Source organism: Thermodesulfobacteriota bacterium (genome assembly GCA_040753795.1).
In the GTDB taxonomy this organism is placed as follows: domain Bacteria; phylum Desulfobacterota; class Desulfobacteria; order Desulfobacterales; family Desulfosudaceae; genus JBFMDX01.
The window spans coordinates 1-24,600 of the sequence record JBFMDX010000009.1 but is presented as its reverse complement, the minus strand read 5'-3'; the positions used below and the strand labels follow the sequence as shown (position 1 = coordinate 24,600).

The following is a 24,600-nucleotide window of genomic DNA, read 5'->3' as shown; positions in this document are numbered from 1 at the left end:
GGACGGACCAATGTGGACCATTCACAAGGAAATCAGAACCGTCGCCAGGCAGATCGGCCTGGGCAGTGACCGGTTCCGGCGTCTGGACGAGCATCGCGAGCATAAGGTGCTTCAAGACGTGAAGCGGCACTTTCTGGCCGACGCCAGAACCGCCTCCTGGTGGGAGTGTTTCCGGTACGCTTCCGACAGCCGAAGGCTGCGGCAACCGCACCTGCTTCTACCCGAACTTTGTCCCAACGAGGGCAAGAAGGTCTGGTTTGTTCCTATCGGTGAACAGGAAGGCGTGTATGACGCCCTTCCCGAGGCGGCCTCGCGCCTCATCCATGCCTGCCCGTTCATTCCCGCCTATGCCGTGGCGGATAAAAAACTGGGCTGGATGTTTGTCGAGAATCCGCGACACCTGATGTTCGCTACCGGCGCCGCGGCTCTTTCCCGGCTTGACGCCATCAGCGAGTAGCGGCGGGTAACGAATCAAGATAGAGGATACGCGGCGGATACGGCAGCGACCCTGAAGGCCATTGACACCCTGGACCGGCGCTGATATAAATAACGATCATAAAAACAGTCTCTTATCTTAACGCCCAAACCCGGAGCGACGACCACAATGGCCGATCAAAAAAATTCCCAGGCCTGTTTTCTCCTCACCGGCTTTTTCACTGTTCTGTCACTGGCACTAATGATTTTATCGGCAGCCACGATTCCCGGTTTTGCTGCCGTCCCCCGTCAGCAGCCGGCGGTGGGCGTTATTGCCAGCGCCAGTGGCGATGCCCAGATCTGCCTTGTCCGGGAAAGCCAGTGGATTCAGGCCGACAGTGATCAGGACCTGCTGACCGGAGACAGCCTGCGCACCGGTCCCCTGGGGGCAATGGCCCTGCTGTTTGCCGACCGGACCCAGATCCGGGTGCACCGCAACTCTTCGCTGACCGTCAAGGCCGTGGCCGGGGAGGTTCATCCCGGGGGCAGCATCTTCCGCCTCAACCAGGGCGGGGCATGGTCCAGAGCCGCCCGGGATGATTCGCGGGTCAGCATTGAAACGCCGTCGGCTACCGCCGCCATCCGGGGAACCGACTGGTCCCTTCAGGTGGATGAAGCCGGCCGGACCACTCTGGTCGTTCTCGACGGAACCGTATCACTGGAAAATGAGTTCGGCCGGGTGGCTGTCTCCCGGGGAGAGATGGCCGTGGCCGAGATCGGTAAAGCCCCCAGTAAAATGATCATGGTGGCGCCGGACGACCGCGAACTGATTTATTACAACATGAGCCTGGCCCAGGCCCTGGGGCTGATTCCCCTGAACGATCTTAAAACCCGTGACCGCCGCCAGGCCAAAGCGGAGCTGGAGGCTGTGGAGGGCGAGAAGCGGACTCCCGTCCAGTGGCTGGATCTGGCCGAACTCGCCTGTGAAGACCATGAAAGCGATCGGGTCCGGCAGTGCCTTGCGGCGGCCCGGGTTGAAAACGACGCCCGACTGTCCGCCCGGGCGAATCTGATCCGAGGCCTGCTGGCTATCGCCGACCTGGAACTGGATCGGGCCGATGAACTGCTGGGCGCGGCCCAGGATAAGCTTGACCCTTCCAGGCGACTGGCGGCCATGATCGGCCGGGCCGGCGTCCTGCTGCTCACGCGGGATGTGGATCCGGCCAAAGCCCTTATCAAACAGATGACGGCGGAATACGGGGCCGAACCCCGGTTTTTGGAGTTTCAGGTGGTGCTGACCGCCTTTGCCGGCGATCTGCCCCTGGCCGCGGACATGGCACGGCAATACAGCGTTCAGTTTCCCGATGAGGCGGGCTTCCCGGGCATGGAAGGCGCGCTGGACCTGCTGCTGGGCCGGGAGGAAGCGGCGGAAAAAGCCGCCGCCAGGACCCTGGCCATTGATCCGGAAGCGGCTTTTGGTTTTTTTGTTCTCGGCACCTGTCAGAGTGACTTCCGCATGGACAAGGAGACCGCCATCCGCACCTTCCGGCAGGGCCTCGGCTTCAACCCCAGCGATCCTGATCTCTGGGGCGCCCTGGGACTGACGTATTATGAGATCGATGAAATGCAGCTGGCCGAAGAAGCCCTCTTGAAAGCCATTTCCATCGCTCCCCGGGACATGGTTTTTCTGTGCAACTACGCCATGCTGCTGCTGGATCAGAACCGCATGGGCGAAGCCGCCGACACCCTTCAGCAACTGGTCGCCATCGAACCCTCCCGGGAAATCACCATGATTCTCCAGGGCCGACAGGATCTGCAGACCGGGCGGATAGCCACGGCCCGGGATGATTTCCTCAAGGCCACCACCGTCAACCCGGGCATGCCCACCGGCTCCCTGGGGCTGGCTATCGCCTATTATCAGAACGGCGAACAGGCCCTGGCCGAGCAGGCCCTGGCCAACGCCGCCCGCCTGGATCCCAATGATCCGGATATCCCCCTGGTGGGAGCGACCATGGCCCTGGACCAGGACCGGTCGGACGACGCCATTGCCTATGCCCGTCAGGCCATTGAAAAATACCGCCGGGTGGAAGGCGTCGGCGTTTCCGGCCTGGCCGCCAACCGAGGGGGCAAGAACACCCTGGGCGGCGCCTTCATGGATTTGTCTTTAAACAACTGGGCCGATTATTACAACGAGGTTTCGTTTGACCCTTATTCGGCGGACAGCCATTTTTACCGGGCCCTTCAGTTTGATGATTATTCCTCGCTTTACCAGGGGCTGATGCTCGAACCGCTGGCGGTTTCCGCCCGCAACCGGCAGACGGATTTTTACCGCCGTCCCTTTACGGATTTTTCGCTTGGCGGCACGGTCAGCCGCCCGGACGAGGGTACGGGCTACAGCCTGGCCGGTGATATCCAGGGCTTTGATCAGTCCCGCCTGCCCATGTCGTACTACTTCAGTTTCGAGGCGGCGGCTTTCCCCGGAGACGTTGAAAACGCCGAGACCCGGCCGGCATACGGTCTGGGCATGGCCGGAATGAATTTGACCCCTCATGATCACGTGATTGTCAACATCAGCGGTTCGGACAGCGAAACCGGCCTGCCGGGAACACGATCGGTCCCGGACAGGGACGATGATATGGAGGCTGACGGGGCGGTCGGCGCCATCGGCTACTCCCATTCCTTCGGGGCCCGCAATGTGTTTATGAGCCTGGTCACGGCCACGCGGGCGCAAAAAACCATACGCAACGATGATCCGTTCGGCACCGGCCTTTCGGCGATTGATTATTCCCTGGTCAGCAATTTCGGGCCGGATGCGTCCCGGCTGCTTTATGCCGCCGGACTGACGGACGTGACCGACCCGGAAAACCCGGGCACGCCTTTGCTGCTGGTCGGCGAATCCGAATCCAGCCTGACCAGCACCATCCCCGATGTCCTGGACACCAAATCCGCCTCCCTGACCGAAATCGACAACAACTTTCTCGGCGTTTCCTGCCAGCACCTGTTTACGGTGGACGAGGTGGACTTCAGTTATGGACTGGATATGGCGTCCGACCGCACCGAGAACCGGGCGCGATGGCTGGAATTTTTCCAGCGCGACCCGGGGGTGGGGTATATTTTCGGCGCGGACCAGTCCCTGCCGTTTGTTTTCGGCGACCCGCTGCCGCAAAAGCAGACAACCCGGCAGCACGGACTGGACGGCAATGGCCATGTCAACGCCTTGTGGCGCATCGACAAGTCATTCTGGGTCGAAGGCGGAAACTTTTTTTACCGTTATGATGATGACGCCGGCACCCGCTTTACCCGCATGGGGCCCCGTGCCGGAATCGCCTGGCAGGTGGATGACAGGGACTGGCTGCGGCTCATGGCCCGCAGGGATTTCGCCCTGCCCGGACTGGCCAGCCTGGCGCCGACGGCTACGGTGGGCCTGTTCAATGACATGACCCGGGTCGGCGAAGGCGGGCGGAGCACGTTCTATCAGGCCCGCTGGGACAGGGAGTGGTTCTCCCATCTGTTTACGGCGCTGAGGCTGGGGTGCCAGGACATTCACCGGTTTGACGTCAGCGCCGCTGAGAACAGCTTTGAAACCTATGCGGTGGATGACGGCCGGATTAACTCCCTGGGCCTGGCCGTCAACCTCTGGGTCCGGGGCGGCATCGGCATCATCACCGATGGAGTGGTCCGGGATACCGCCAACCGCAGCAGCGGCGTCGCGGGCCGGCCGGAACTGCCCCTGGTCCCGGAACGCGAGTTGAAGGCCGGTCTGGCCTGGGTACACCCTTCCCGGATCCGGGCCAGCCTGACGGCCGGCTTTATCGGTGAGCGGCCTGTCGTCGCCGGAACCGCCGACCTGGATGATTATGTCACCACCGACCTGGCCCTCTCCTGGCAGCCCCTTGACCGGCATCTGGATATCGGCCTTTCCGTCACCAATCTGCTTGACGCAAATTTTGACCAGGCCACGGACATGCCCGGTCCCGGCCGGGTGGTCACCGTCAGCGGTAAGGTCCTTTTTTAATAATGATAACGAAACCAAACCTGCGGTCGTGGCTTTTAGGGCTGGCGGTCTTTATGACGCTGGCGATGATTTCGCTTTCCCGTGACTATCGGATGATCGACGACCGGCTGTTTGACTGGTTTTCCACAACCGCCGCCCCCGTTCCTGTAAACTCGCCGGTGATAATAGTGGCCATTGATGAGTCAAGTTTCAGGGAACTGGAGCGGCAGTGGCCCTGGCCGAGAGAAATTCACGGTGCCCTGATCGAGTCCCTGGCCCGGGCGGGCGCCGCCGTGATCGCCCTGGACATCCTTTTCGCCGAACCCACGAATCCGGAATCCGACCGGTTCCTGGCCGATGCCATCGAAAAAGCCCCGCCGGTAGTCCTGGCCGCCGATGAAACTCTGGAAGAAACGCCCCATGTCACCCAGATCATCCGGACGGACCCGCTGGACCTGCTGTTGGCTGCCGGGGCTGTCCCGGGTGTGGCCGCCGTCACGCTGAACCGCGACGGCATTTTAAGAGCGCTTCCCCTCCGGCCGGACGGATTTGCCGTGACGGCCCTGAATCTGTGGCTGACGGCCAGCCGGAAGCCTTCGGTCAAGCTGCCGGCAATCCCTACCGGATCGCCGTACTATCTGCAGTTTGTCGGCCCGGCCCGGAGTTATCCCACGGTTTCTTATTACCAGGCCCTGGTGCCGGAGGAATTTCTCCCCCCCGGTATTTTCAAAAACCGGGTGGTCCTGGTCGGCAAAGCGGTCAAAGCCTCCCCGGAGACGCGGGCAGGCGAAACAGATGCCTTTGCCACGCCCTATACGCGGTCCGCGGGCACGGTCATGGCCGGTGTGGAAGTCCAGGCGACAATTTTCGACAATCTGCGGCTGGGGCTTTTTATCCGGCCCGCGCCCGGGTTTATGGTTCTGGCAGCGCTGGCCGTGTTTGTCGTCCTCCTGGGCCTGGTCCTTCATCCCTGGCGGCCGCGGTCCGCCACCATCACCATGATCGCTCTCATTGTCGTTATGACTGCCGCCAGCTTTTTACTGCTGCGTTATGGACGGGCCTGGATTTCGCCGTCGCTGTTTGTGCTGGCGGCGCTGATGATCTACGTCGGTGCCGGCGGGACCGCCTTTGTCGCGGAGCAGGCCGCGCGCCGCCATATCCGGCTGGCCTTCAGCCGCTACCTGGCCCCGGCTCTGGTGGACCAGTTGGCCGCTGACCGGTCCCGCCTGGTTCTGGGAGGCGAAATCCGGGACATGACCCTCATGTTCTGCGATGTCCGCGGGTTCACGGCCTTGTCGGAGCGCTTCGCGGAAGATCCCCAGGGACTGGTTCATGTCATGAACCGGCTATTCTCGGCGCTGACCGCCGTTATTTTAAAACACGGCGGCACCGTGGACAAATTCATCGGCGACTGCATCATGGCCTTCTGGAACGCTCCCCTGGAGGTTTCCGACCACGCGGCCCGGGCCTGCGCCGCCGCCCTGGACATGATAGCCGCCGTTAGCCGCCTGAACGATGAGTTTGCCGCTGAACCGGCGCCTGCCGGCAACCCGGCTCCTAAGCTGGATGTGGGCATCGGCATCAATACCGGACCGTGCGTGGTGGGCAACATCGGCGCCGAACAGCGTTTTGACTATTCCGTGCTGGGCGACCCCGTCAACCTGGCCTCACGGCTTGAGGGACAATCCAAAACTTACGGTACGCGCATTGTCGTCGGCCCGGAGACAGCGGCCGCCGCGGCGGATATGGCGTTTCTCGAACTGGACCTGATCGCCGTCAAAGGCAAAACCAGGGCTATGCATGTTTTTGCCCTGATGGGCGGGCCGGAGTTAAGGAGAGGTGAAGCCTTCAGCAGGCTTCAGGAGCGGCACAACCGGCTGCTGGGATGTTTCCGTAAGCAGGAGTGGGCGGCGGCCCGGACAGCGCTGGCGGCATGCCGGGAGCTGGCGCCGGACCAGGGGCGGCTGCATGATCTGTATAGCCGGCGCATCGATCATTATGAAATTCATCCGCCGGAAGAGGGATGGGCCGGGGTTTACGTCGCGGACACCAAGTAGCCGGTATCAGATATCTTTTAACGCCACGTTGGCCGGTGAGTTCCGGACGGCGTCATAAACGGCGTTGACGGCGCCTGAAATAACGTCAAACTCCCGGGACCGCTCCACCGGCAGTTCGTTCACCCCGCTTTTGTCCAGGGCCTCCAGCACCGCGGCGACGGTGATGGTGTTGATGTCACGGGCCGGCTGCCAGGCGGATGCGGCGCCTTCCCGGCATTCTGTCCGGTTAATCTGGTTGCCCGCGGACAGGGCGGACAGGATCGACTTGACCAGGCGGATGGGAATGTCAAGGGCCTCTGATATCTCCCGGTCTGTCAACGGCCGGTCTCCCCGCTGAAAGGCTTTGACCATCAGGTGGAGAACGGACAGGCTGAGGGATTTTTTCAGGGAATCACTGATATTCCGGCTGTCCGGCGCCAGTTCGTATTCATCCACGTTCTGGTGGGCAAACGACAGTTCGGCCCCGAACAGGACGATCAGCCAGCTCAACTCCAGCCAAATCAGAAACAGGGGCAGGGCCGCGAAACTGCCGTAGATGGCGTTGTAGCGGGACACGCCCACCTGAAAATAGATATAGGCCCACTGCAGAAGTTTGAAGGCCGTTCCGGCCACGATTCCCCCAATCAGACCCGACTTGACGGCGACCCGGATGTTGGGCATGAACACATAAATAAAAGTGAACAGGATCCAGATTACCCCATAGGGCAGCAGTTTTAACAGCCCCATGATGACCGGGCTGAAGATGCCCAGCACCGCGACTTTTTCAGTGATCATGGTGATCCGGCTGATGATCAGCACCGTGGCGCTGCCGGACATAATCAGCAGCAGCGGCGATATCAGGAGGATGGCGAGATAATCGCTGAACTTCTTTCTCAACGGCCGCCCCGCGGCGGCGGCCCAGATGTCGTTGAGGGAGCGCTCGATGTTGTCCATGACCTTGAGGGCGGCCCAGATCAGGGCGGCGGCGCTGATCCCGGCCAGTAACCCGCCCCGGGTCTGCTCCAGCATGGCGCGGGCGTATTCGATGATCCTGTTTATAATTTCCTGCTGCCCGGCAAACTGCTCCAGCAATTCTTTCTCCAGCATGTTCTGGACGCCGAACCCCTTGGCCACGGCAAAGGCCATGGCCATGACCGGAACAATGGACAGAAGGGAATAAAAAGTAAGTGCCGATGACCGCAGGGGGCATTGATCGCTGATGAACTTTGACGCCGCCACCAGGAGGATTCTCAGACTCCGGACGGAAAAGCCTTTTTTCCCTTCCAGGTCTTTGAGCCGGATCCGCCACAGGTCGGTGGTAAGAAAGTTTCTGCCGCCGGAGATTAGAGCGGGGATTTTTTTGGTGGCATTTTTCAAAGAGGCGGAACCCTTCTTATCAGACTCAAAAACGGGGAGTCCGGAAGTTCAGCGCACGGTGCCGGAGATGAAGCATCCGCCCCCGCCCCCGCCCCCGCTACCGCTACCGGATCCTTTCTGGACGACAATATAAACAGAATCCATCGCCACTGCGCCGGAAAAATCCTCCACGGTCAAGGTGAATTCCATGGTCAGGGTATCAGCGTTTATCCCGGGTGCGGTAAACGTCGGGCCGGCCGCGGACGGGTCGGACAGGGTTACAACAGGGCCTTCCGTCTGCCGCCAGCTGTAGCTCCGAATGCCGTCATCCGGATCAAAGGAGCCGGAGCCGTCCAGCGTCACCAGGCTTCTTTCGTGGACCGTTTGACCGTCGCCGGCATCGGCCGAAGGCGGATCGTTAATATTATCCTCGTCGGTATCCTGAACAGTTATGGAAACGGTGTCGGTGTCGGTTGCTCCGTCAGTGTCCGTTACGGTGAGCTGGAACAAAAGCGCTTGCTGCCCGGACTGGATTTGCGGGGCGGTAAAAAAAGGCGCGGCCACGGTTGGGGACGACAGGATGACCACGGGGCCATCGGTCTGCTGCCAGTGGTAGCCGATGATACCGTCATCCGGATCCAACGATCCGGAACCATCCAGAAAAACCCGCGCATCTTCCATAACGGACTGGTCTTCGCCGGCATCTGCCGCGGGCGGGATGTTCGGTTCCGCTATTTTAAAATTGGCCCGGACTGTCTTCTGCCCGTCAGCCACGGATACGGTTATCGGGTTGCCGGTTACCGTCGTATAATTTACGGTCCAGTTGACAAACTCATATCCGGGATTGGGCACGGCCGTAAGCGTGTAGCTGATTTGCAGCACATAAACCGACGGATAAACGCTCGGGTTGGTTGAAAACTGAGGAGAAGTGATATTACCGCTTCCTGCCGGGTCGACCTTTACGGTCAGTCTATCATAACAGGTCGCGGCCGCGGGACCGGTCAGCATAACCGACAGGCAGAACAGAAAAAGAAGGACACAACCGGAAACTTTTTCAAGGCGGCCGTACAGAAAATGATGATGAACCATACCTCCCCTCCTCTGTTAATATACCGGTATGAAACGGTTACCGGCCGGCTTCGGTAATAAAACATCCGGCGCTGGATCCCCCGATGGGGCCGCGCTTGACTTTAATGGTTACGGTGTCCTCGGATTCCAACCCCGCGAAATCCTCAACGATCAGCTTGAACACCAGATATAACGGATCTTCGACCACTTCCACATCCGGAGCGGTAAAGGTAGGGTTAACCAGTAAATTGTTGGACAGGATGACTTCCTTGCCTTCCAATTGTTCCCAGGTGTAGCTCTTGATATCGTTACTTCCATTGGGGTCAGCGGTGCCGGTACCATCCAGTGTTACCAGATCGCCTTCCTCAACCGTCTGGTCGAGGCCCGCGTTCGCGACCGGCGGGTCATTGCCGGAGTCTGCAACGGTAATGGCGACGGTGTCGGTGCCGGTTTCACCGGGCACGTCTTCAACGGTCAGTTGAAAGATCAGTATGATCGGGCTTTCGGCAGCCGAAACCGCCGGAGCGGAGAACGTCGGGTTGATGGCGGCCGGGTTGGACAGGGTAACCGCGGTCCCGGATGTCTGCTGCCATTGATATTTCCGGATGTCGTTATTCGGATCAAACGAACCGGAGCCGTTTAATATGACAAAGGCGTTTTCGTCAACGGCCTGATCATCACCCGCGTCCGCCGTGGGGGCGGTGTTGGGGGCGCCCGCTATGCGGAAGAAAGCGGTAACGGCTTTCGCTTCTTCGGAAACGTCCACCGTTAAGGGGTTTTCGGCTTGTGTTGTCGCGTTAACGACCCAGTCGACAAATTCATACCCTTCATTCGCATTGGGTACGGCGGTCAGGTCATATGTATCGCTGCAGGTAAAACTCGCCGGGTAATCCGCTATCGGTGTTTCAAATTGAGGAGAGGTAACTGTTCCGCCGTCTGCCGGGCTGACATTCACGGTCAGCGTTGGAAAACCTCATGCCGCATCAACGGATCCAGGCATCATCAGAAAAAAGCCGGACAGAATCAGCAAAACCCAGCAGAACAATTTTTCATGGCCGCGGCGTAAAAAACGTTTTTGAAGCATTTTATCCTCCTCAATACTTTTTGTTTCGAACCGCTGTTGTCTTCATTCGGACAAACGGGTGAGGCTGCAACAGGAAATCGGTATAATTTCATTTTATAACATTTCCTGTATTACAAGTCAATTTTTCATATAACCAGCATGAATTTAAGGGCGCTTCTATAGTTTACAAGCGGTGTTCGGTGCTGGTTTCAGAAAAAAAGAGGGCTCAAGGGGATGTTTGGCCCCTTGAGCCCTCGATCACCGGGATCCTTTGACCCCGTCAGCTACGAATTGATGATCTTCTTGGCCAGTTCGTCATTGGCGTCGGCCACATGGGTGATGCCGGTTTCCCGGGCGGTTTCCCGGTTGGCGGCGAACAGATCGGTACGGGCGATCTGCTTCAGCGAGAACTTTCTGGCGCCGGCCATGAGTTGCTGCAGGCCGCAGGAAAGTTTGTCGACCAGGGTGCAGAAGGCGATGGCGCCATAGGGGATGTTGGCCATTTCCTTTTTGCCCAGTTTCTTTTCCACGTCAAAGTAGGCGGCAAAAATTTCCTCGGGCTTGCTGCCGATGCTGGAGACCGTTTTCGGCAGGGCGTCCCAGTTGCCCCAGAGGGCTTTCCGGCGCTCCGGATGCAGGGCGCCTTCGATGTTGCAGCCGAGGAATCCCGGAATCATGACGGCCCGGCCCATGCAGATCAATTTGGCGTAAGGCGCGCCCAGGGCCAGGGCCTTGAAGATATGGTCTTCCAGGGCAAAGCCGCCGGCAAAGGAAAGATCGACGACGTCGGCGCCCTTGGCGGCCAGCATGGCGGTGTATTCGTACGCTTTGGAGTGGAGGTTGATGGAGGGAACGCCCCAGCTCTGCATCATGTTCCAGGGGCTCATGCCGGTGCCGCCGCCGGAACCGTCGATGGTCAGCAGGTCAAGACCGGCGTCGGTGGCGAACTTGATGGCCATGGCCAGTTCGGTCATGCCGTAGGAACCGGTTTTCAGGGAGATGCGGTTGAAGCCGAGGGATCGCAGGTATTCCACGCTGCTCATGAAGTCTTCCCGGACCTGATCGACGGTGTCCAGGTTGGTTCCGCCCAGGCGGCTGTGACGGGCGAAGGACCGGATGGCGCCTTCCTTGAACGCCTTCTGAACTTCCGGCTTGGTCGGATCCGGATCGACCACATAGCCGCGGTTTTTCAGGAACAGGGCATAGTCCAGGGTGGTGACCTGAATTTCACCGCCGATGTCCTTGGCGCCCTGGCCCCATTTGAGCTCGAGAATGCACTTGTTGCCGTACTTTTCGGCCACGAACTCGGCCACGCCGTTGCGGGTGTCTTCCACGTTCATCTGAACGATGATGGCGCCGTAGCCCTTGTCGGCATAGCGCAGATAGCCGTCGATGCGGCGTTCCAGTTCCGGCGCGCCCTTGATCTTTCCTTTTTTGGACTTACCGGTACCGATCTGGGATTTACGGTCAACGCCGACCACGTTTTCGCCGATGACGATGGGGATACCGCACAGGGCGCCGCCGATGGCAAAAGAATTCCAGTACCGCTCGGCGACAAATGTGGAGCCGAGGGCACCGGTCATCAGGGGCACACGGACCTTGGTTTTGACGGTTTTACCGAACTGGGTTTCCAGGCTGACGTTGGGAAAGATGCAGTCGTCCGGGTCGTTGCTCAGCCCCTTGGAAAGGCCCTGAGCGCCGTAGGCATATCCCTGAATCCGGAGAGAGTTGTAGGAAACGCCCACATGGGTGGTGTTGTTGGCGCCGGCGGTGACCATGCCGAAATCTCTGGGATAGATTATTTTCCGGCCGATCAGGCTGGACAGCCAGGTTTCACATTTTCCCTGGCAATCCGCCCGGCACAGAGTGCATAAACCGGATTCGGCGGGATTTCCCCGGTTGGCGGTGCCCAGCACGTCATTGCTTTTTGCGAATCTCATCTGCTCCATTTCTTTCTCTCCTTCATTATGTATTGTTGTTGGCGCAAAAAAAAACGTCTGACTCCCGGCAGGGTTACCTTTGCCGGGAAACAGACGTCTTTGTCTTTTCTGTCCCGCCGCACATCGTCGTGCGGCAAGTTAAGTGTGTTTTACAAAACTTGATAAAGTTAAGATATACTAAAACTTGTGTCAAGCAAAAAAATCCGGAATTGCTCTTGATTCCGCATGAAGGTTGTCGTTTATTGTTTTAAAAATCAGATATCGGCGGGAAAAACAGGAGAGGGGACTATGGGCATGCATAAAACAGCGGTTACAACGGGCGTTCCTGACCTTGACCGGCTTCTGGGCAGGGGCGTTTTTATCGGTGACAATGTCGTCTGGTATGACGAGGAGGGCCTGCTGGCGTCTGTCTTCAGCCTCAACCTCATTCAGGCCTCGGCTGAAGGCGGTAAATACATCATCTACGTCAGTGTCGATCGCAGCCCGAAGAATCTGCTGGAGCGGCTCGGCAAAATGGCGGACAGCCCTTACGTGATCATCCTTGACTGTTTTACCCACGGCCTGGGCGAATCATCCGACGTCTTTCTGGATTTTTACAAGCGGAAAAAGGCCGAACGAAAATGCCGGCTTGTCTGCGTCGAAGAGCCCCGGAACATGGAACGCCTTTCGGAGGCGTTTTACGGAATACACCGGAAACTGCCCGGCGATGTCCGGTTCGTGTTCGAAAGTCTGACCGGGATGCAGTCCCTGTGGGGCGGTGAGGAACAGATATTAAAATTTTATGCCAGCGCCTGTCCCCGGCTGTATGAGTTGAATACGGTCGCTTACTGGGTCGTGGAAAAAAAGGCGCACACCGACCGGCTGAAGGCTCATTTCAACAAAGTTACCCAGGTGGCCGTTGATCTGTCCATCCGGCGGGGGAAAACCTATTTGTCCGTGGAAAAGGCCGAAGGCCGGGATACCACAATATTGAACAATCCCGTTGCTTACTGGACCAAGGGTATGGTGGTGACCTTTGACGCCGGGCGGTCGGGAGCAGGACCGATTGACGTGGGCCGGCGGATCAGGGACCTGCGCAACCAGAGAGGCATATCCCAGAACGACCTGGCCCGGCAGGTCGGTGTGACATCCAGCAATATTTCCCAGATTGAAAACAGCCTGATTTTTCCGTCCATTCCCATGCTGATGCGGCTGGCGGGGATTTTTTCGGTGAATATCAGTTATTTTTTTGATCAGGCCGGGGGCAGCAAGCCGGCGGCGGTGTTTTCGCCGGACGATGCCATCCCCGTTATGCTGCCGGGGATGAACCGGCAGGATATCACCGTAAAACAATTACTGCCCAGCGGGATGGAAACGCCCATGATCCCCTATTTGATTGAATTTTCTCCCGGAGCCATGCTGACGGGCCATTTTCTGGTTCACAAGAAGGACGAAGCCGGGTGCCTGCTGTCCGGCCGACTGGCCTTGACCATTGAAAACGAGCGGCAGGAGATCGATGCCGGCGATTTTATTCTGCTGACCTCGGAAATTCCCTCCCAGTGGGAGAACAGGGGGCGGAAACCGGCCCGTCTGCTATGGATTATTCAGAAGTAGTTTCCGCCGGCTTTGGTTGCATTGTTTTCGACATTTCAGGGCGTGGCCCCCGGATATGGCCGTTTTGGATTTTTTCTCTCTCCTGTCTGATGCAGAATTTTCTTGAAACAGCCTGTGCAAGCTGTAAATATACAAAAAACACAACCTTATTATAAAAGAGGAAACATGGAAAAGAACGGTCCGGGAAAGCGGCTGATCCTGTTGACGTCTGTGATGATTGTCCTTTTTTTCGCGGCAACCGCCGCCTTGGCGGAAGATGTCATCAAAATCGGTGTGGCCGGGGCCCACAGCGGCGACCTGGCCTCCTACGGCCTGCCCACGGTCAAGGCCGCCGAACTGGTCGTCAGGGAGATCAACGCCAGGGGGGGCGTGCTGGGCAAGCCGGTGGTGCTGCTGACCGAAGATGACGCCTGCAAACCCGAGCTGGCCACCAACACCGCCACCAAGCTGGTTTCCCAGGGGGTGTGCGCCGTCATCGGCCACATCTGCAGCGGCGCCACCAAGGCGGCTATGAGCATCTACAAGGGCGCCAACATCATCTGCGTGTCCCCGTCGGCCACCAAGGCCGATCTGACCTTGAGCGGCGATTACCCCAACTTCTACCGGACCATCGCCAACGACGACACCCAGGCCCGGCTTCAGGCCAGATTTGCCGTCGAGACCCTCAAGGCGAAGAAAGTCGTCATTCTTCACGATAAGGGCGACTACGGCAAGGACCTGGCGGAACTGGCCCGGAAGCACTTTGAAAAGGCCGGCGTTGAGGTGGCGCTTTTTGAGGGCGTCACGCCCGGAGCGGTGGACTACACGGCCATCGTCCAGAAGGTCAAACTCAACAAGCCGGATCTGGTGGTCTGGGGCGGGTACCATCCCGAGGCCTCCAAGATCGTCACCCTGATGCGCAAGAAACGGATGGAGACGCCCTTCATGGGCGCCGACGGCGTCAAGGACAACACCTTCATCAAGGTGGCAGGCGGGGCGGCCGAAGGGGTTTACGCCACCGGACCCCGGGACGTGTCGCAGAACCCCATGACGATTGCCGCCTGGAAAGCACACCGGGAAGCCTACAAGTCGGACCCCGGCGCCTTCTTTGACAACGCCTACGCCGCCACCCTGGCCCTGCTCAACGCCATAGAGAAAGCCGGCTCCACGGATTACGCCGCCGTGACGAACGCGCTCAAAGCCGAAACCGTGGAAACCCCCCTGGGTCGGATCGGCTTTGACCAAAACGGCGACGCCACCGGCATCGGGTTCACGGTTTACCGGGTGGAGCAGGGCGCTTTCAAAGAGCAGCCGTAAACATGGACGCCCCGTACTTCCTGGAGCTCTTTCTGGGCGGGCTGACCCGGGGAAGCATATACGCCCTCATCGCCCTGGGCTACACCATGGTCTACGGCATCATCGAACTGATTAACTTCGCCCATGGCGAGATCTACATGATCGGCGCCTTCACCGCCCTGATTGCCGCCAGCGTGCTGAACATGATGGGCGTCAATGAGGCGGCCGTCATCCTGCTGGCCGTCTCCCTGGCCGTGGTCTATGCCTGCGCCTACGGCTTTACCGTCGAAAAAATCGCCTACAAGCCCCTGCGCCGGGCCCCGCGGCTCTCGGCCCTGATCAGCGCCATCGGCATGTCGCTTTTCCTTCAGAACTACGTCCTGCTGGCCCAGACGTCCGACTACCTCCCCTTCCCCAGCCTCATCCCGGATTTCGCCTTCTGGGAACCCTACGCCCACATCATCGGCTCCACGGAAATGGTGATCCTGGCGACGACGGCGGTCATCATGGTGCTGCTCACCTTCCTGATCCGCTTCACCCGCGTGGGCAAGGCCATGCGCGCCACGGCCCAGGACAAAACCATGGCCGCCCTTGTCGGGGTGGACGTGAACCAGGTCATCTCCGTCACCTTTATCGTGGGGTCGGCCACGGCGGCCGTGGGCGGCGTGCTGATCGCCTCGCACATCGGCCAGATCAATTTCTACATCGGCTTTCTGGCCGGCATCAAAGCCTTTGTGGCGGCCGTTCTGGGCGGCATTGGCAGCATCCCCGGCGCGGTCCTGGGCGGCCTGGTGCTGGGCTGCGCGGAAAGCGTTTTCGCCGGAACCGTTTCCAGCGACTACGAGGACGTTTTCGCCTTTGTCTTCCTGGTGCTGGTGCTCATTTTCCGGCCGTCCGGTCTTCTGGGCCGGCCGGAAACGAAAAAGGCGTAATTAATAATGATGAAGGAACTCTCCAAAGCCCTGCTGGTCAGCCTCTGGTTCATGTTCCTGACCTTCCCCATCCTGGTCATCCGGGTCAACACGGTGGAAAACACCGTTGAGTGGCGCTGGCGGAACATGCTGATGGTGGGCGCGGCCGCCTTTGCGCTCCATATCGTCTGGGGGCGTATGCTGGCGCGGGGGCAGCGGCGCCAGACCGGCGCCGGACGGAAAACCCCGGGCGGTATCGCCCCGGGGCATCGCCTGTCCCGCTTCCGGCGGTTTGGCCCGGCCGGGATCCTCCTGCTGACAGCCGGCCTGGCGGCCCTGCCGTTTTTTTCCTCCCTTTACCAGGTTAACATCCTCATCACCGCCATGATCTACATCATGCTGGGCCTGGGGCTGAACATCGTGGTCGGCCTGGCCGGCCTCCTGAACCTGGGCTACGTCGCCTTCTACGCGGTCGGCGCCTACTCCTACGCCCTGCTGCATCTACATTACGGCCTGAACTTCTGGCTGGCCCTGCCCCTGGGGGCCTCGCTGGCCGCCCTGGCCGGCATCGCCCTGGGCTATCCGGTGCTGCGCCTGCGGGGCGACTACCTGGCTATCGTCACCCTGGCTTTTGGTGAAATCATCCGGCTGGTGCTGGAAAACTGGAGCGGCTTTTCCTTCGGGCCGAGCGGCATCGCCGACATCCCCCGGCCGCCCCTGTTCGGGATCTCCATGTCCCTGGAAGCCAGCACCGTCTTTTTCTATTTTCTGATGCTCCTGATGGTGACCCTGACGGTCTTCGTGGTGACGCGGCTCCAGCACTCCCGGATCGGCCGGGCCTGGGTGGCCCTGCGGGAGGACGAGATCGCCTGCCAGGCCATGGGCATCGACACCACCCGGATCAAGCTGGCCGCCTTCGCCCTGGGCGCCACCTGGGCCGGGCTGGGCGGGGTGCTCTTCGCCTCCCGGACCACCTTCATCAATCCGGCCTGCTTCACCATCTGGGAGTCCATGCTCATTCTCTGCATCGTGGTCCTGGGCGGCATGGGTTCCATCATCGGGGTGGTCGTCGGCGCCCTGTTCCTGATCCTGCTGCCGGAATACCTGCGGGCCTTTTCCGAGTATCGCGTCCTGCTGTTCGGCCTCCTCCTGGTACTGATGATGATCTTCCGGCCGGGCGGTCTCCTCCCGGACCGTCGGCGCACCTACCACTTCAAGGGGGAAACCGGATGAGCGCCGCCGTACCAGTCCTGAAAGTCTCCGGCCTGCGCATGGATTTCGGCGGACTGCGCGCCCTGGACGGCGTCGATCTGGAAATCCGCCGGAACGAAATCGTGGCCCTGGTCGGGCCCAACGGCGCCGGCAAAACCACCTTCTTCGACTGCCTCACCGGCATCGTCACCCCCACCGGCGGCGACATCGTCATCATCCCTCCCGGGGAAAAGAGCCAGCGGATCAACGGCCTGGCGCCCAACCGCATCACCGAGAAGGGGCTGGCCCGGACATTCCAGACCATCCGGTTGTTCCCCGGCATGACGGTCCTGGAAAACGTCATGATCGGCCGGCACTGCCGGCTCACCTCCGGCATCCTGGGCGCCATCTGCCGCGACCGCCGGACGCGGGCCGAAGAGGAAAAGGTGGTCCATGACAGTTATGCCGTTCTGGAGAAGATCGGCCTGACCGCATACGTCAACGAACCGGCGAAGAACCTGCCTTACGGCGCCCAGCGCCGGCTGGAAATCGCCCGGGCCCTGGCCACCGGGCCTTTCCTCCTGCTCCTGGACGAACCCGCCGCCGGCATGAACCCCAGGGAGACGCAGGAACTGGACGAACTCATCGTCCGGCTGCGCGACATGGAGAATGTCTCCATCCTGCTGATCGAGCATGACATGAAACTGGTCATGAACCTGTCCGACCGGATTTATGTTTTAGATTACGGACGAAAGATTGCCGACGGCCGGCCGGAGCAGATCCGGTCCGACCCGAAAGTGATCAAGGCCTACCTGGGGGAGGATTTCGATGCTTGAGCTGGTGAACGTCTGCGCCGCTTACGGCAACATCACCGCCCTGCGGGATGTTTCCCTCAAGATCATCGAGGGTGAAATCGTCAGCCTCATCGGCGCTAACGGCGCGGGCAAGACCACCACCCTCATGACCATCTGCGGGGTGGTGCCGGCGCAAAAAGGGCAGATCCGTTTCCTGGGCCGGGCCGTCACCGGCCTGCCCGCCGCAAAGATCGTCTCCCTGGGCATCTCCCAGGTCCCGGAAGGCCGGCGCATCTTCCCCCGCCTGACCGTGCAGGAGAACCTGGATATGGGCGCCTATTTACGTAAAGACCGGGCGGGTATCCGCCAGGACCTGGACTACATCTTTGACCTGTTTCCGATTCTGCAGCAGCGGCGGCACCAGGCCGGCGGAACCTTGAGCGGCGGCGAACAGCAGATGCTGGCCATATCCCGGGCCCTGATGGCCCGGCCCCGGCTCCTGCTGCTGGATGAACCGTCCCTGGGGCTGGCGCCCATCATGATCCGGCATATCTTCGACATTATCCGCAAGATCAACGTGGAAAACGGCACCGCCATTTTTCTGGTGGAGCAGAACGCCAACCTGGCGTTGAAGGTTGCCGGCCGGGGCTATGTCATGGAAAACGGATGCGTCACCCTGACCGATTCGGCCCGGCGCCTGCTGGAGAACCCGGAAGTCAGGAAGGCCTACCTGGGCATGTGATTCCGGTCCAAATCAAAGCGCTCTTAAACGTTGGCTGCGTCGCCTCCTCCTGGCCGCCTTGAGATCATCTTTGATTTGAAAACGGGATACGGACGGTCCTGTTTTCCGCATTGACGCTCCCGGTCGGTTTTTATATATCGGGTTTAGGGCATTAATTATTGATCTGCGATGGGGACAAACGTGCCATGAGATCTTCTTTTTTCTCAACAACAGCGGTTTATATCTTCGCGGCAACGATACTCTGCTTGGCCGGGTGCGATGATAATGGTCACGGTCGCAATCCGGATGAGTACCGGGTCTGCGTCAACGGCGTCATGCAGCCCGGCCGGGTCGTCACCCGGAACACGGCCGGCGGCCTGGTGGCGGACGCCGGCGGTCTGGCCTCCAGGCTGCCAGGAATGCGGCTCTACCCCATGAACAACCCGCTCAACGCCGGCATCGCCCTTCAGTACGGCAAGTCCGTTTCCTTTGCCTCCGTCGGGTTCGCTTCGGGTTTCTGTTCGGCCCGGGAAGTCGCCATGACCCCGCCGATGGAATCCGCCGCCGGCATCTACTGGGCACCATTGAACTTCTTCGCGCAGGCGGTGTCCGGAGACATTCAGCTTTCGGAAGACGAGCGAATCATCACGGTCACCATGCCACCACCGGGAGAAATCGGGGACAAATTTCCGGAAGCCGGGATGATCGCCGGCCAACTGAAAAACGATTTTATTGTCCAGCCGGGAGAAATCTGCCGGACCGATCCTATCCGGCTGTATGCCGCGGGATACGTGGAGGACTGCAACGGCAACAACGCCGGGGCCTCTTATCTGGTCACCCAGGTGCCACCCTCGCCCCGGTCCGGAGAGCTATCCACTGTCCCTATGATTCTGAAAATGGATCAGGACGAGGCTTTTGTCTGGATAGGCCGCACCCCGCCGGAAACCCGGTATTTCAGCTACCAGTTATATCTGATGAACCGGTTCTACGCGGATGAGGGAACGCCGACGGTGAAAAAGCTTTATGCCCGGCTGGCTGATGCCGTCAACAGCTACAACTTCCCCTTCAGCAATGATCCGTTTGAGCAGTTTTTCGTGCTGATCATCGCCGGTAACCGCAGCACCTGCGACGCGGTGGAGCGGGCGGTCCTGGCCGCCGGAATTGATTCGGGCCGCATCCTCTCCCTGGTTATCCCGAATCGGACCGAACCGGACCTGCCCATCCGGTTCGGTCTGGATCTTGCGGCGGACAGTTTTAATTTTCTCCACCGGGCCTCGGTTTTTGCCAGTGAGGTGGATGAGGATGCCTATACCGCCGATCCCACCCTGGAAATCCTGCGCGTCACCCCCATGACGGAACTGGCGTCAAACCCCATGGAACGGCAAGACTCCCGGGACCGCCGCACCGGCGTCCGGGAACAGGACACGCCCGGACTGGCGGAAATGCTGGAAGAACTGAAAACGGAAATCATCGCCGCCCACGGCGGAGACTACCAGTACGTCAGGGAGCTGGGGACCGGCACCTGGATGTTTCCGGGAGGTGACGTGGCCATCGCCGAAGCCGAAGACGTCCTGGGGGAGACCAACGACACCTTGTATCTGAAAACCAGGGAGTTCATCCTTCATGAGGATGATCTCATCGTGGTCTTTGGCGCCAACCACGACCTGACCGGAAAATCCGTCTACTCCAACGTGAGCTGTTATGGATTGGCCGAAAACGGCGTCGGCGGCATCGTCAGTACCCCCTGGTCGCCGGAGGCCCCTGGACGCAGGTCTTATTTCGGCACGGCCCCGGCCTATCTGCGCGACCTGCCCGACGCCGACCCGGACCGGTCGAACATGCTCTATGTCTACAAATTCGCCCGGACCGCCTTGGATGAAAACACTTTCGCCATCCCCTACAACCCGGATGGCTCCTTTACCGGTCACAACAACGGGGACACGGTCTTCATGGGATTCCGGATATACGTGGACCGGCTGACCACCGTCGGGCCCTGGCCGGGCGATGTCCGGGACGGCAGTTACTTTTCCGTGACCGGCCCCCCGGACGGTGAGGTGTTCTTCGACCAGGCGATACTCTTTACCAATTCATCGCCTTAAGGCTGTCCATCCCGGCCGAAAACGCTGTTCAGCACCCCTGCCAGCTGGTCCCGGGTGTAGGGCTTGGGCAGAATACCCTGGAAACCATGGGCTTTGTAATCAGCCATGACCGGATCATTGGAATATCCGCTGGAGACGATGGCCTTGATCCCGGGATCGATCTTCAGGATCTCCCGCATGGCTTCTGCCCCGCCCATGCCTCCTGGAACGGTCAGGTCGAGGATGATCAGGTCATAGGGCGCTCCTGACTGAAGGCCTTGCCGAACCATCTCCACCGCCTGAAGACCATCCGTGGCTGAAAAGGCCTCATATCCCATCTCGCCGAGCATAATGCCCGCCATGATCAGAATCTGGTTGTGATCATCCATGACCAGTACCTTACCGCGGCCCTGATGCTTTGTCTGTTTTTCTTCCGTCTGTGCGTGTTTTTCGGAACAAGCCGCCAGGAAAAGGGTAAACGCCGTGCCGTTTTGAAGCGCCGAGCGGACGGTGATATGGCCGCCGTGCCGTTTAATGATTGAAAAAGTGGTGGCCAGTCCCAGACCGGTTCCTTTTTCCTTGGTCGAAAAATAGGGATCAAAAATTCGGGGCAGGTCTTCCGGAGCAATGCCCATTCCCTGATCCTCGACGACTATTTTCACATAGCGCCCGGGAGATAAGGGCAGGGCGGTGTCGTCTTTAATGATCGCGTTTGCCGTCGTTATGGTAACGGTGCCTCCCTCGGGCATGGCCTGGCAGGCGTTGATGACGAGGTTGCCGATGGCCTGATTGACCTGGCCCGGGTCAACGTCTCCCGGCCACAGATCGGTTGATAATTCGAACGCGCATCCGCATTTGGAGCCGCGGGTTACAAACCGGGCGGATTCTTCGATGAGCCGGTTCAGGTCGGTTGACTGTTTGATGGGCGCGCCGCCTCTGGCAAAGGTCAGGAGCTGTTGGGTCAGGAGCCGGGCTTGAGATGCGCCGGTCTGAATACTGGACAGGATATCAACCAGAGGGTCTTCTTTTGTAAGCAGAGACTGGCCATAGGAGGCATTGCCGAGAATTACCCCCAGCATGTTGTTAAAATCGTGGGCGATACCGCCGGCCAGGGTCCCCAGGGATTCCAGTTTCTGGATCTGGAGCTGCTGGGCTTCTATCTCTTCCTTGCGTTCCCGCTGCCTGACGTTATCGGTAATATCACGGACAATGCCGCTGATGCTGATGACCTTTCCGTCCTTTCGTTCCAGGGGAAATTGAATGGTATGAAGAATGTGTTCCCTGCCGTCGATCGACAGGGGCCTGATTTCGTTGACCGTCTCTCCTTGGAAGGTTCTGTCGTCTACCGCATTGATCACCGCCGCGTATCGGGGTCCATAAAGTTGTTCCGGCGTTTTCCCGAGCAAAGCCTCCTGTTTCCGTCCGAACAGCTTGATAGCGGCCGGATTCAGGAAGGCATACTGCCTGTTTTCATTTTTGATGAAGATGCAGTCCTGGGCCGCCGCGGCAATGGCCGCATAACGCTGTTCGCTGGCCGTCAGCGCTTTTTTCAACCGTTTTTTTTCGGTCAGGTCGATCCCGATGCCTATTTTTGTTCCGTCCCTCAATGAAATGCTGGCGCACAGCAAATCAAGCATTCGACCATCCAGGGCCCGGGTTGTAAACTCTTCCCAGTCGCCGCTGGAGGAATCAATAAAATCAATTGCCCGTTGGAATTCCTCAGGGTCCGGATAAAGCTCTGCCCAAATATCGACGCCCCGGGCCATGTCCGGCTGACAGCAAAGGGTATTCTGAAAACAGCGATTGATAAACTGGGGGGCCCGATGCTGGTCGATCACAACGATCATGGCGGGAATATTGTCAAGAATGGTGTTGAGTATTTCGGTCCGGTTCCGCAGCAACTCTTCCAGCTGTTTGCGATCGGTGATGTCCCTTCCCACCGCGATGTACTGGCCGCCAGCTTCCGTATCCCAGACCTTCCAGTCGATCCATTTGCATTCCCCGTTTTTACAGCGATAGCGGTTTTCGATTTCAATCAGTTTGGCGCCGGTCGAGGCGCTGGCCAGCGCTTCAGCGGTCTTCTCGCGATCATCCTCGTGCACAAAATGGAGGAAAGGCTTGCTGCAGAATTCTTCCGGACTGTATCCGAGAATTTTTTCAAAGGAGCCGTTGATTTGTTTAAAGTATCCCTGCAGATCGGCAAAGCCGATCAGATCCGGAGAGGTATCGAAAATCCGCTGAAGGCTCTTTTTCAGGCGGTCATGTTTCCGGACGATCGACTCAATCTCTTCGTAAACCGGTCTTTCGGGCACGTTGCTCTCTTTCAACAAAAAACGGGGGACAGTATATTGATTTCATAAACGCGTGCCCGGGCTCTCTCCGACACAGAAGAAATCAATATACTGTCCCTGGAATTACTTCAGTATACTGTCCCCGGATTTTTATTCTCCGGTTACAACGCAGGTAACCGTCTGGACGATGTTCAGGAAGTTTTCGACCTGAACGTCGACCGTCGAGATTTTGGTGATATTGCCGGCTCTGGCGGCATTGGGAATGCTGGCGTCCGAGGCATCCCCGAAAAAGCCGAAGTAAATATTGTCGGAAGCCTTGCCCACCTTGGGCCCCATGGGGTTGCCCGTGGCCGTGATGGGAATGGGGTAAGTGGCGCAGGACATCAGCGTTACCGCCAGAAAGATACAAGCCGCGGCGACCATCAGTTTTCTCATAACCGTTCTCCTTTTTTAAGCGTTTTATTTTATCCGACAAACCCGGAGCACCCTTCTTAAACAAGGTGTTACGGGCTAACCCTCTCAACCCTCAAGCATAGCCTCTATGGCCAGGTCCTCGTTGACGCCGTTTTCCACCAGCCCCAGGCGGGCGTCCCGAAAAAATTTTTCCAGTGGAAATTCCCGGGCCAGACCGTAGCCGCCGAATACCTGGATGGCGTCGCTGGTCACCTGGCAGGCGGCCTCCACGGCCAGACAGCGGGCGGCCACCGTGTGCGGCCAGGTTCCGGCCGTGCCCTGACGGTCCTGATAACCGGCCAGGCGCAGGGCGGCGGCGCGGGCGGCCTCGACCATCTTGAACATGGTAAACAGCTGCAGGCGGATGTTGCCGTGCTCGAAAATGGGAACGCCTCCCTGCACCCGGTTTTTCGCATACCGCAGGGCTTCGTCCAGGGCGGCGCGGGCCGTGCCGGCATAAATTCCGCTCAGGAAAAGATTCAGGCCGGCCGTGAACGTTTCGCGGATTCCGGCCAGGGACGTGTTGTCTTCCGTAATGACACATTCACCGGGAACGCGGACCGCTTCAAACCGCAGCGAACCCCGGGGAGCCGATTTCTGGCTGACGACGACGGCCGGGGTCTGGCGGGTTATGCCCGGCTGATCAAGCGGGATAACGGCCAACCCTGTTCTTTCCGGAGATAATATCACCTCAAAGGCCCCGTGGGTGGCGATAGGGGCATTGACGATGCCGGAGAGTTTTCCGGAGAGGATAACATCGCTTCCGTCCTCCCGAGCCGAAAGAAAGGGGCTCGGGCCCGCGGTTCCGGTCCCATTCCCGCCGGCCGGTGTTTTCCGCCGGCGGCCGAGGGAACGGCAGCCGATCATCCGGCCTTCCCTGTCCTGGCAGAAATTCCGCGCCAGGGCCTCCATGGCTGGAGTCTGAAGCTGCGCGGCCAGGCAGAAGGGTGTCCCGGCCGCGGTCAGGCCGATGGCCAGCCCGGCGTCGGCGTATCCCAGGCGCTCGGCCATCATGACGGAAGTGACCGCGTCCATATGGCCGATGCCGCCCAGGGCTTCGGGGATGCCGGTCAGATGAAGGTCCAGCCCGCGGAAGGAGGAGAAGACGTTCCACAGAGGGGACGTTTCGGCGAACACTTCGGCTGGGGCATGGCTCTTGTCCAGTTCCATGGCGGCCGGCCGCATGACCGTGGCGGTAAATTTTTCCAGCTCTTTTATGATGGCCCGGGAAGTTTCGTCCGGAAGAATATCGATATCACGGAAAGACATGAGCATCTCCTGGTTCTGGAAGGCTGAACAGGCTGTCTCGCAGCCTTCCTATATATTTTTGACTTTTTGCGATCCGATTTCGTTAGTTGATCGCCTGCTCTTTGAAAATTTGTTTAAAACATCTCCGACGCCAGGCTTTTTTGCCGCTGGGAG

Annotated in this window: 17 protein-coding genes; 10 read left to right on the top strand and 7 right to left on the bottom strand. The window is 59.4% G+C overall.

What is annotated here, in order from left to right:
- Positions 1–10: 10 nt before the first annotated feature.
- The 3 genes from AB1724_11860 (at position 11) to AB1724_11850 (ending at position 6,465) form a co-directional block, all read left to right on the top strand.
- Positions 11–457 (top strand): DUF6756 family protein, encoded by a 447-nt coding sequence (locus AB1724_11860; GenBank protein ID MEW6078501.1) that lies wholly within the window; start codon positions 11–13, stop codon positions 455–457.
- Between the two features lie 147 nt (positions 458–604).
- Positions 605–4,429 carry a FecR domain-containing protein gene (locus tag AB1724_11855; GenBank protein ID MEW6078500.1) on the top strand — a complete coding sequence of 1,275 codons (3,825 nt, stop codon included), beginning with the start codon at positions 605–607 and terminating at the stop codon, positions 4,427–4,429.
- Positions 4,430–4,482: 53 nt separating this feature from the next.
- Entirely contained in the window at positions 4,483–6,465 is a 1,983-nt protein-coding gene (locus AB1724_11850) for an adenylate/guanylate cyclase domain-containing protein (GenBank protein MEW6078499.1), read from the top strand.
- A 6-nt stretch (positions 6,466–6,471) separates the two neighbouring features.
- Here AB1724_11850 and AB1724_11845 read toward each other — a convergent pair whose 3' ends face one another.
- The 4 genes from AB1724_11845 to AB1724_11830 form a co-directional block, all read right to left on the bottom strand.
- Entirely contained in the window at positions 6,472–7,821 is a 1,350-nt protein-coding gene (locus tag AB1724_11845) for a YhjD/YihY/BrkB family envelope integrity protein (GenBank protein MEW6078498.1), read from the bottom strand.
- A gap of 48 nt (positions 7,822–7,869) precedes the next feature.
- Entirely contained in the window at positions 7,870–8,889 is a 1,020-nt protein-coding gene (locus AB1724_11840; protein MEW6078497.1) for a hypothetical protein, read from the bottom strand.
- 37 nt (positions 8,890–8,926) lie between these two features.
- Entirely contained in the window at positions 8,927–9,823 is an 897-nt protein-coding gene (locus tag AB1724_11835) for a hypothetical protein (protein ID MEW6078496.1), read from the bottom strand.
- 392 nt (positions 9,824–10,215) lie between these two features.
- Positions 10,216–11,871 (bottom strand): glutamate synthase-related protein, encoded by a 1,656-nt coding sequence (locus AB1724_11830; protein ID MEW6078495.1) that lies wholly within the window; start codon positions 11,869–11,871, stop codon positions 10,216–10,218.
- Between the two features lie 288 nt (positions 11,872–12,159).
- Between AB1724_11830 and AB1724_11825 the strand changes: the two genes are divergently transcribed.
- From AB1724_11825 to AB1724_11795, 7 genes are all read left to right on the top strand, one after another.
- Complete coding sequence (locus tag AB1724_11825; protein MEW6078494.1) at positions 12,160–13,464, top strand: helix-turn-helix domain-containing protein; 1,305 nt, start codon at positions 12,160–12,162, stop codon at positions 13,462–13,464.
- A gap of 213 nt (positions 13,465–13,677) precedes the next feature.
- Positions 13,678–14,760 (top strand): branched-chain amino acid ABC transporter substrate-binding protein, encoded by a 1,083-nt coding sequence (locus tag AB1724_11820; protein ID MEW6078493.1) that lies wholly within the window; start codon positions 13,678–13,680, stop codon positions 14,758–14,760.
- Positions 14,761–14,762: 2 nt separating this feature from the next.
- Positions 14,763–15,671 carry a branched-chain amino acid ABC transporter permease LivH gene (locus AB1724_11815; protein MEW6078492.1) on the top strand — a complete coding sequence of 303 codons (909 nt, stop codon included), beginning with the start codon at positions 14,763–14,765 and terminating at the stop codon, positions 15,669–15,671.
- A 9-nt stretch (positions 15,672–15,680) separates the two neighbouring features.
- Positions 15,681–16,883 carry a branched-chain amino acid ABC transporter permease gene (locus AB1724_11810; GenBank protein ID MEW6078491.1) on the top strand — a complete coding sequence of 401 codons (1,203 nt, stop codon included), beginning with the start codon at positions 15,681–15,683 and terminating at the stop codon, positions 16,881–16,883.
- Positions 16,880–17,677, top strand: coding sequence for an ABC transporter ATP-binding protein (locus AB1724_11805; GenBank protein MEW6078490.1), 798 nt, complete (start codon positions 16,880–16,882; stop codon positions 17,675–17,677). The genes AB1724_11810 and AB1724_11805 overlap by 4 nt, the downstream gene beginning before the upstream one ends.
- Positions 17,670–18,377 (top strand): ABC transporter ATP-binding protein, encoded by a 708-nt coding sequence (locus AB1724_11800; protein MEW6078489.1) that lies wholly within the window; start codon positions 17,670–17,672, stop codon positions 18,375–18,377. Before AB1724_11805 ends, AB1724_11800 begins: the two co-directional genes overlap by 8 nt.
- A 185-nt stretch (positions 18,378–18,562) precedes the next feature.
- Positions 18,563–20,455, top strand: a complete 1,893-nt coding sequence (locus AB1724_11795; GenBank protein ID MEW6078488.1) for a hypothetical protein — start codon at positions 18,563–18,565, stop codon at positions 20,453–20,455.
- Here the strand turns inward: AB1724_11795 and AB1724_11790 are convergent.
- From AB1724_11790 to AB1724_11780, 3 genes are all read right to left on the bottom strand, one after another.
- The gene (locus AB1724_11790; GenBank protein ID MEW6078487.1) at positions 20,452–22,746 is read right to left on the bottom strand and encodes a PAS domain S-box protein; all 2,295 of its coding nucleotides are present in this window, start codon (positions 22,744–22,746) and stop codon (positions 20,452–20,454) included. The genes AB1724_11795 and AB1724_11790 overlap by 4 nt on opposite strands.
- Before the next feature lie 129 nt (positions 22,747–22,875).
- Complete coding sequence (locus AB1724_11785) at positions 22,876–23,160, bottom strand: TRL domain-containing protein (protein ID MEW6078486.1); 285 nt, start codon at positions 23,158–23,160, stop codon at positions 22,876–22,878.
- Between the two features lie 84 nt (positions 23,161–23,244).
- On the bottom strand, positions 23,245–24,447 hold the full coding sequence (locus AB1724_11780) for an acyl-CoA dehydrogenase family protein (protein ID MEW6078485.1): 1,203 nt from the start codon (positions 24,445–24,447) through the stop codon (positions 23,245–23,247).
- Positions 24,448–24,600: the final 153 nt, after the last annotated feature.

Coding starts and splice junctions, on each gene's coding strand:
- AB1724_11860 (MEW6078501.1), top strand. CDS start 11: ATGTGGACCATTCACAAGGAAATCAGAACCGTCGCCAGGCAGATCGGC.
- AB1724_11855 (MEW6078500.1), top strand. CDS start 605: ATGGCCGATCAAAAAAATTCCCAGGCCTGTTTTCTCCTCACCGGCTTT.
- AB1724_11850 (MEW6078499.1), top strand. CDS start 4,483: ATGACGCTGGCGATGATTTCGCTTTCCCGTGACTATCGGATGATCGAC.
- AB1724_11840 (MEW6078497.1), bottom strand. CDS start 8,889: ATGGTTCATCATCATTTTCTGTACGGCCGCCTTGAAAAAGTTTCCGGT.
- AB1724_11830 (MEW6078495.1), bottom strand. CDS start 11,871: ATGAGATTCGCAAAAAGCAATGACGTGCTGGGCACCGCCAACCGGGGA.
- AB1724_11825 (MEW6078494.1), top strand. CDS start 12,160: ATGGGCATGCATAAAACAGCGGTTACAACGGGCGTTCCTGACCTTGAC.
- AB1724_11820 (MEW6078493.1), top strand. CDS start 13,678: ATGATTGTCCTTTTTTTCGCGGCAACCGCCGCCTTGGCGGAAGATGTC.
- AB1724_11815 (MEW6078492.1), top strand. CDS start 14,763: ATGGACGCCCCGTACTTCCTGGAGCTCTTTCTGGGCGGGCTGACCCGG.
- AB1724_11810 (MEW6078491.1), top strand. CDS start 15,681: ATGAAGGAACTCTCCAAAGCCCTGCTGGTCAGCCTCTGGTTCATGTTC.
- AB1724_11805 (MEW6078490.1), top strand. CDS start 16,880: ATGAGCGCCGCCGTACCAGTCCTGAAAGTCTCCGGCCTGCGCATGGAT.
- AB1724_11800 (MEW6078489.1), top strand. CDS start 17,670: ATGCTTGAGCTGGTGAACGTCTGCGCCGCTTACGGCAACATCACCGCC.
- AB1724_11795 (MEW6078488.1), top strand. CDS start 18,563: ATGAGATCTTCTTTTTTCTCAACAACAGCGGTTTATATCTTCGCGGCA.
- AB1724_11785 (MEW6078486.1), bottom strand. CDS start 23,160: ATGAGAAAACTGATGGTCGCCGCGGCTTGTATCTTTCTGGCGGTAACG.
- AB1724_11780 (MEW6078485.1), bottom strand. CDS start 24,447: ATGTCTTTCCGTGATATCGATATTCTTCCGGACGAAACTTCCCGGGCC.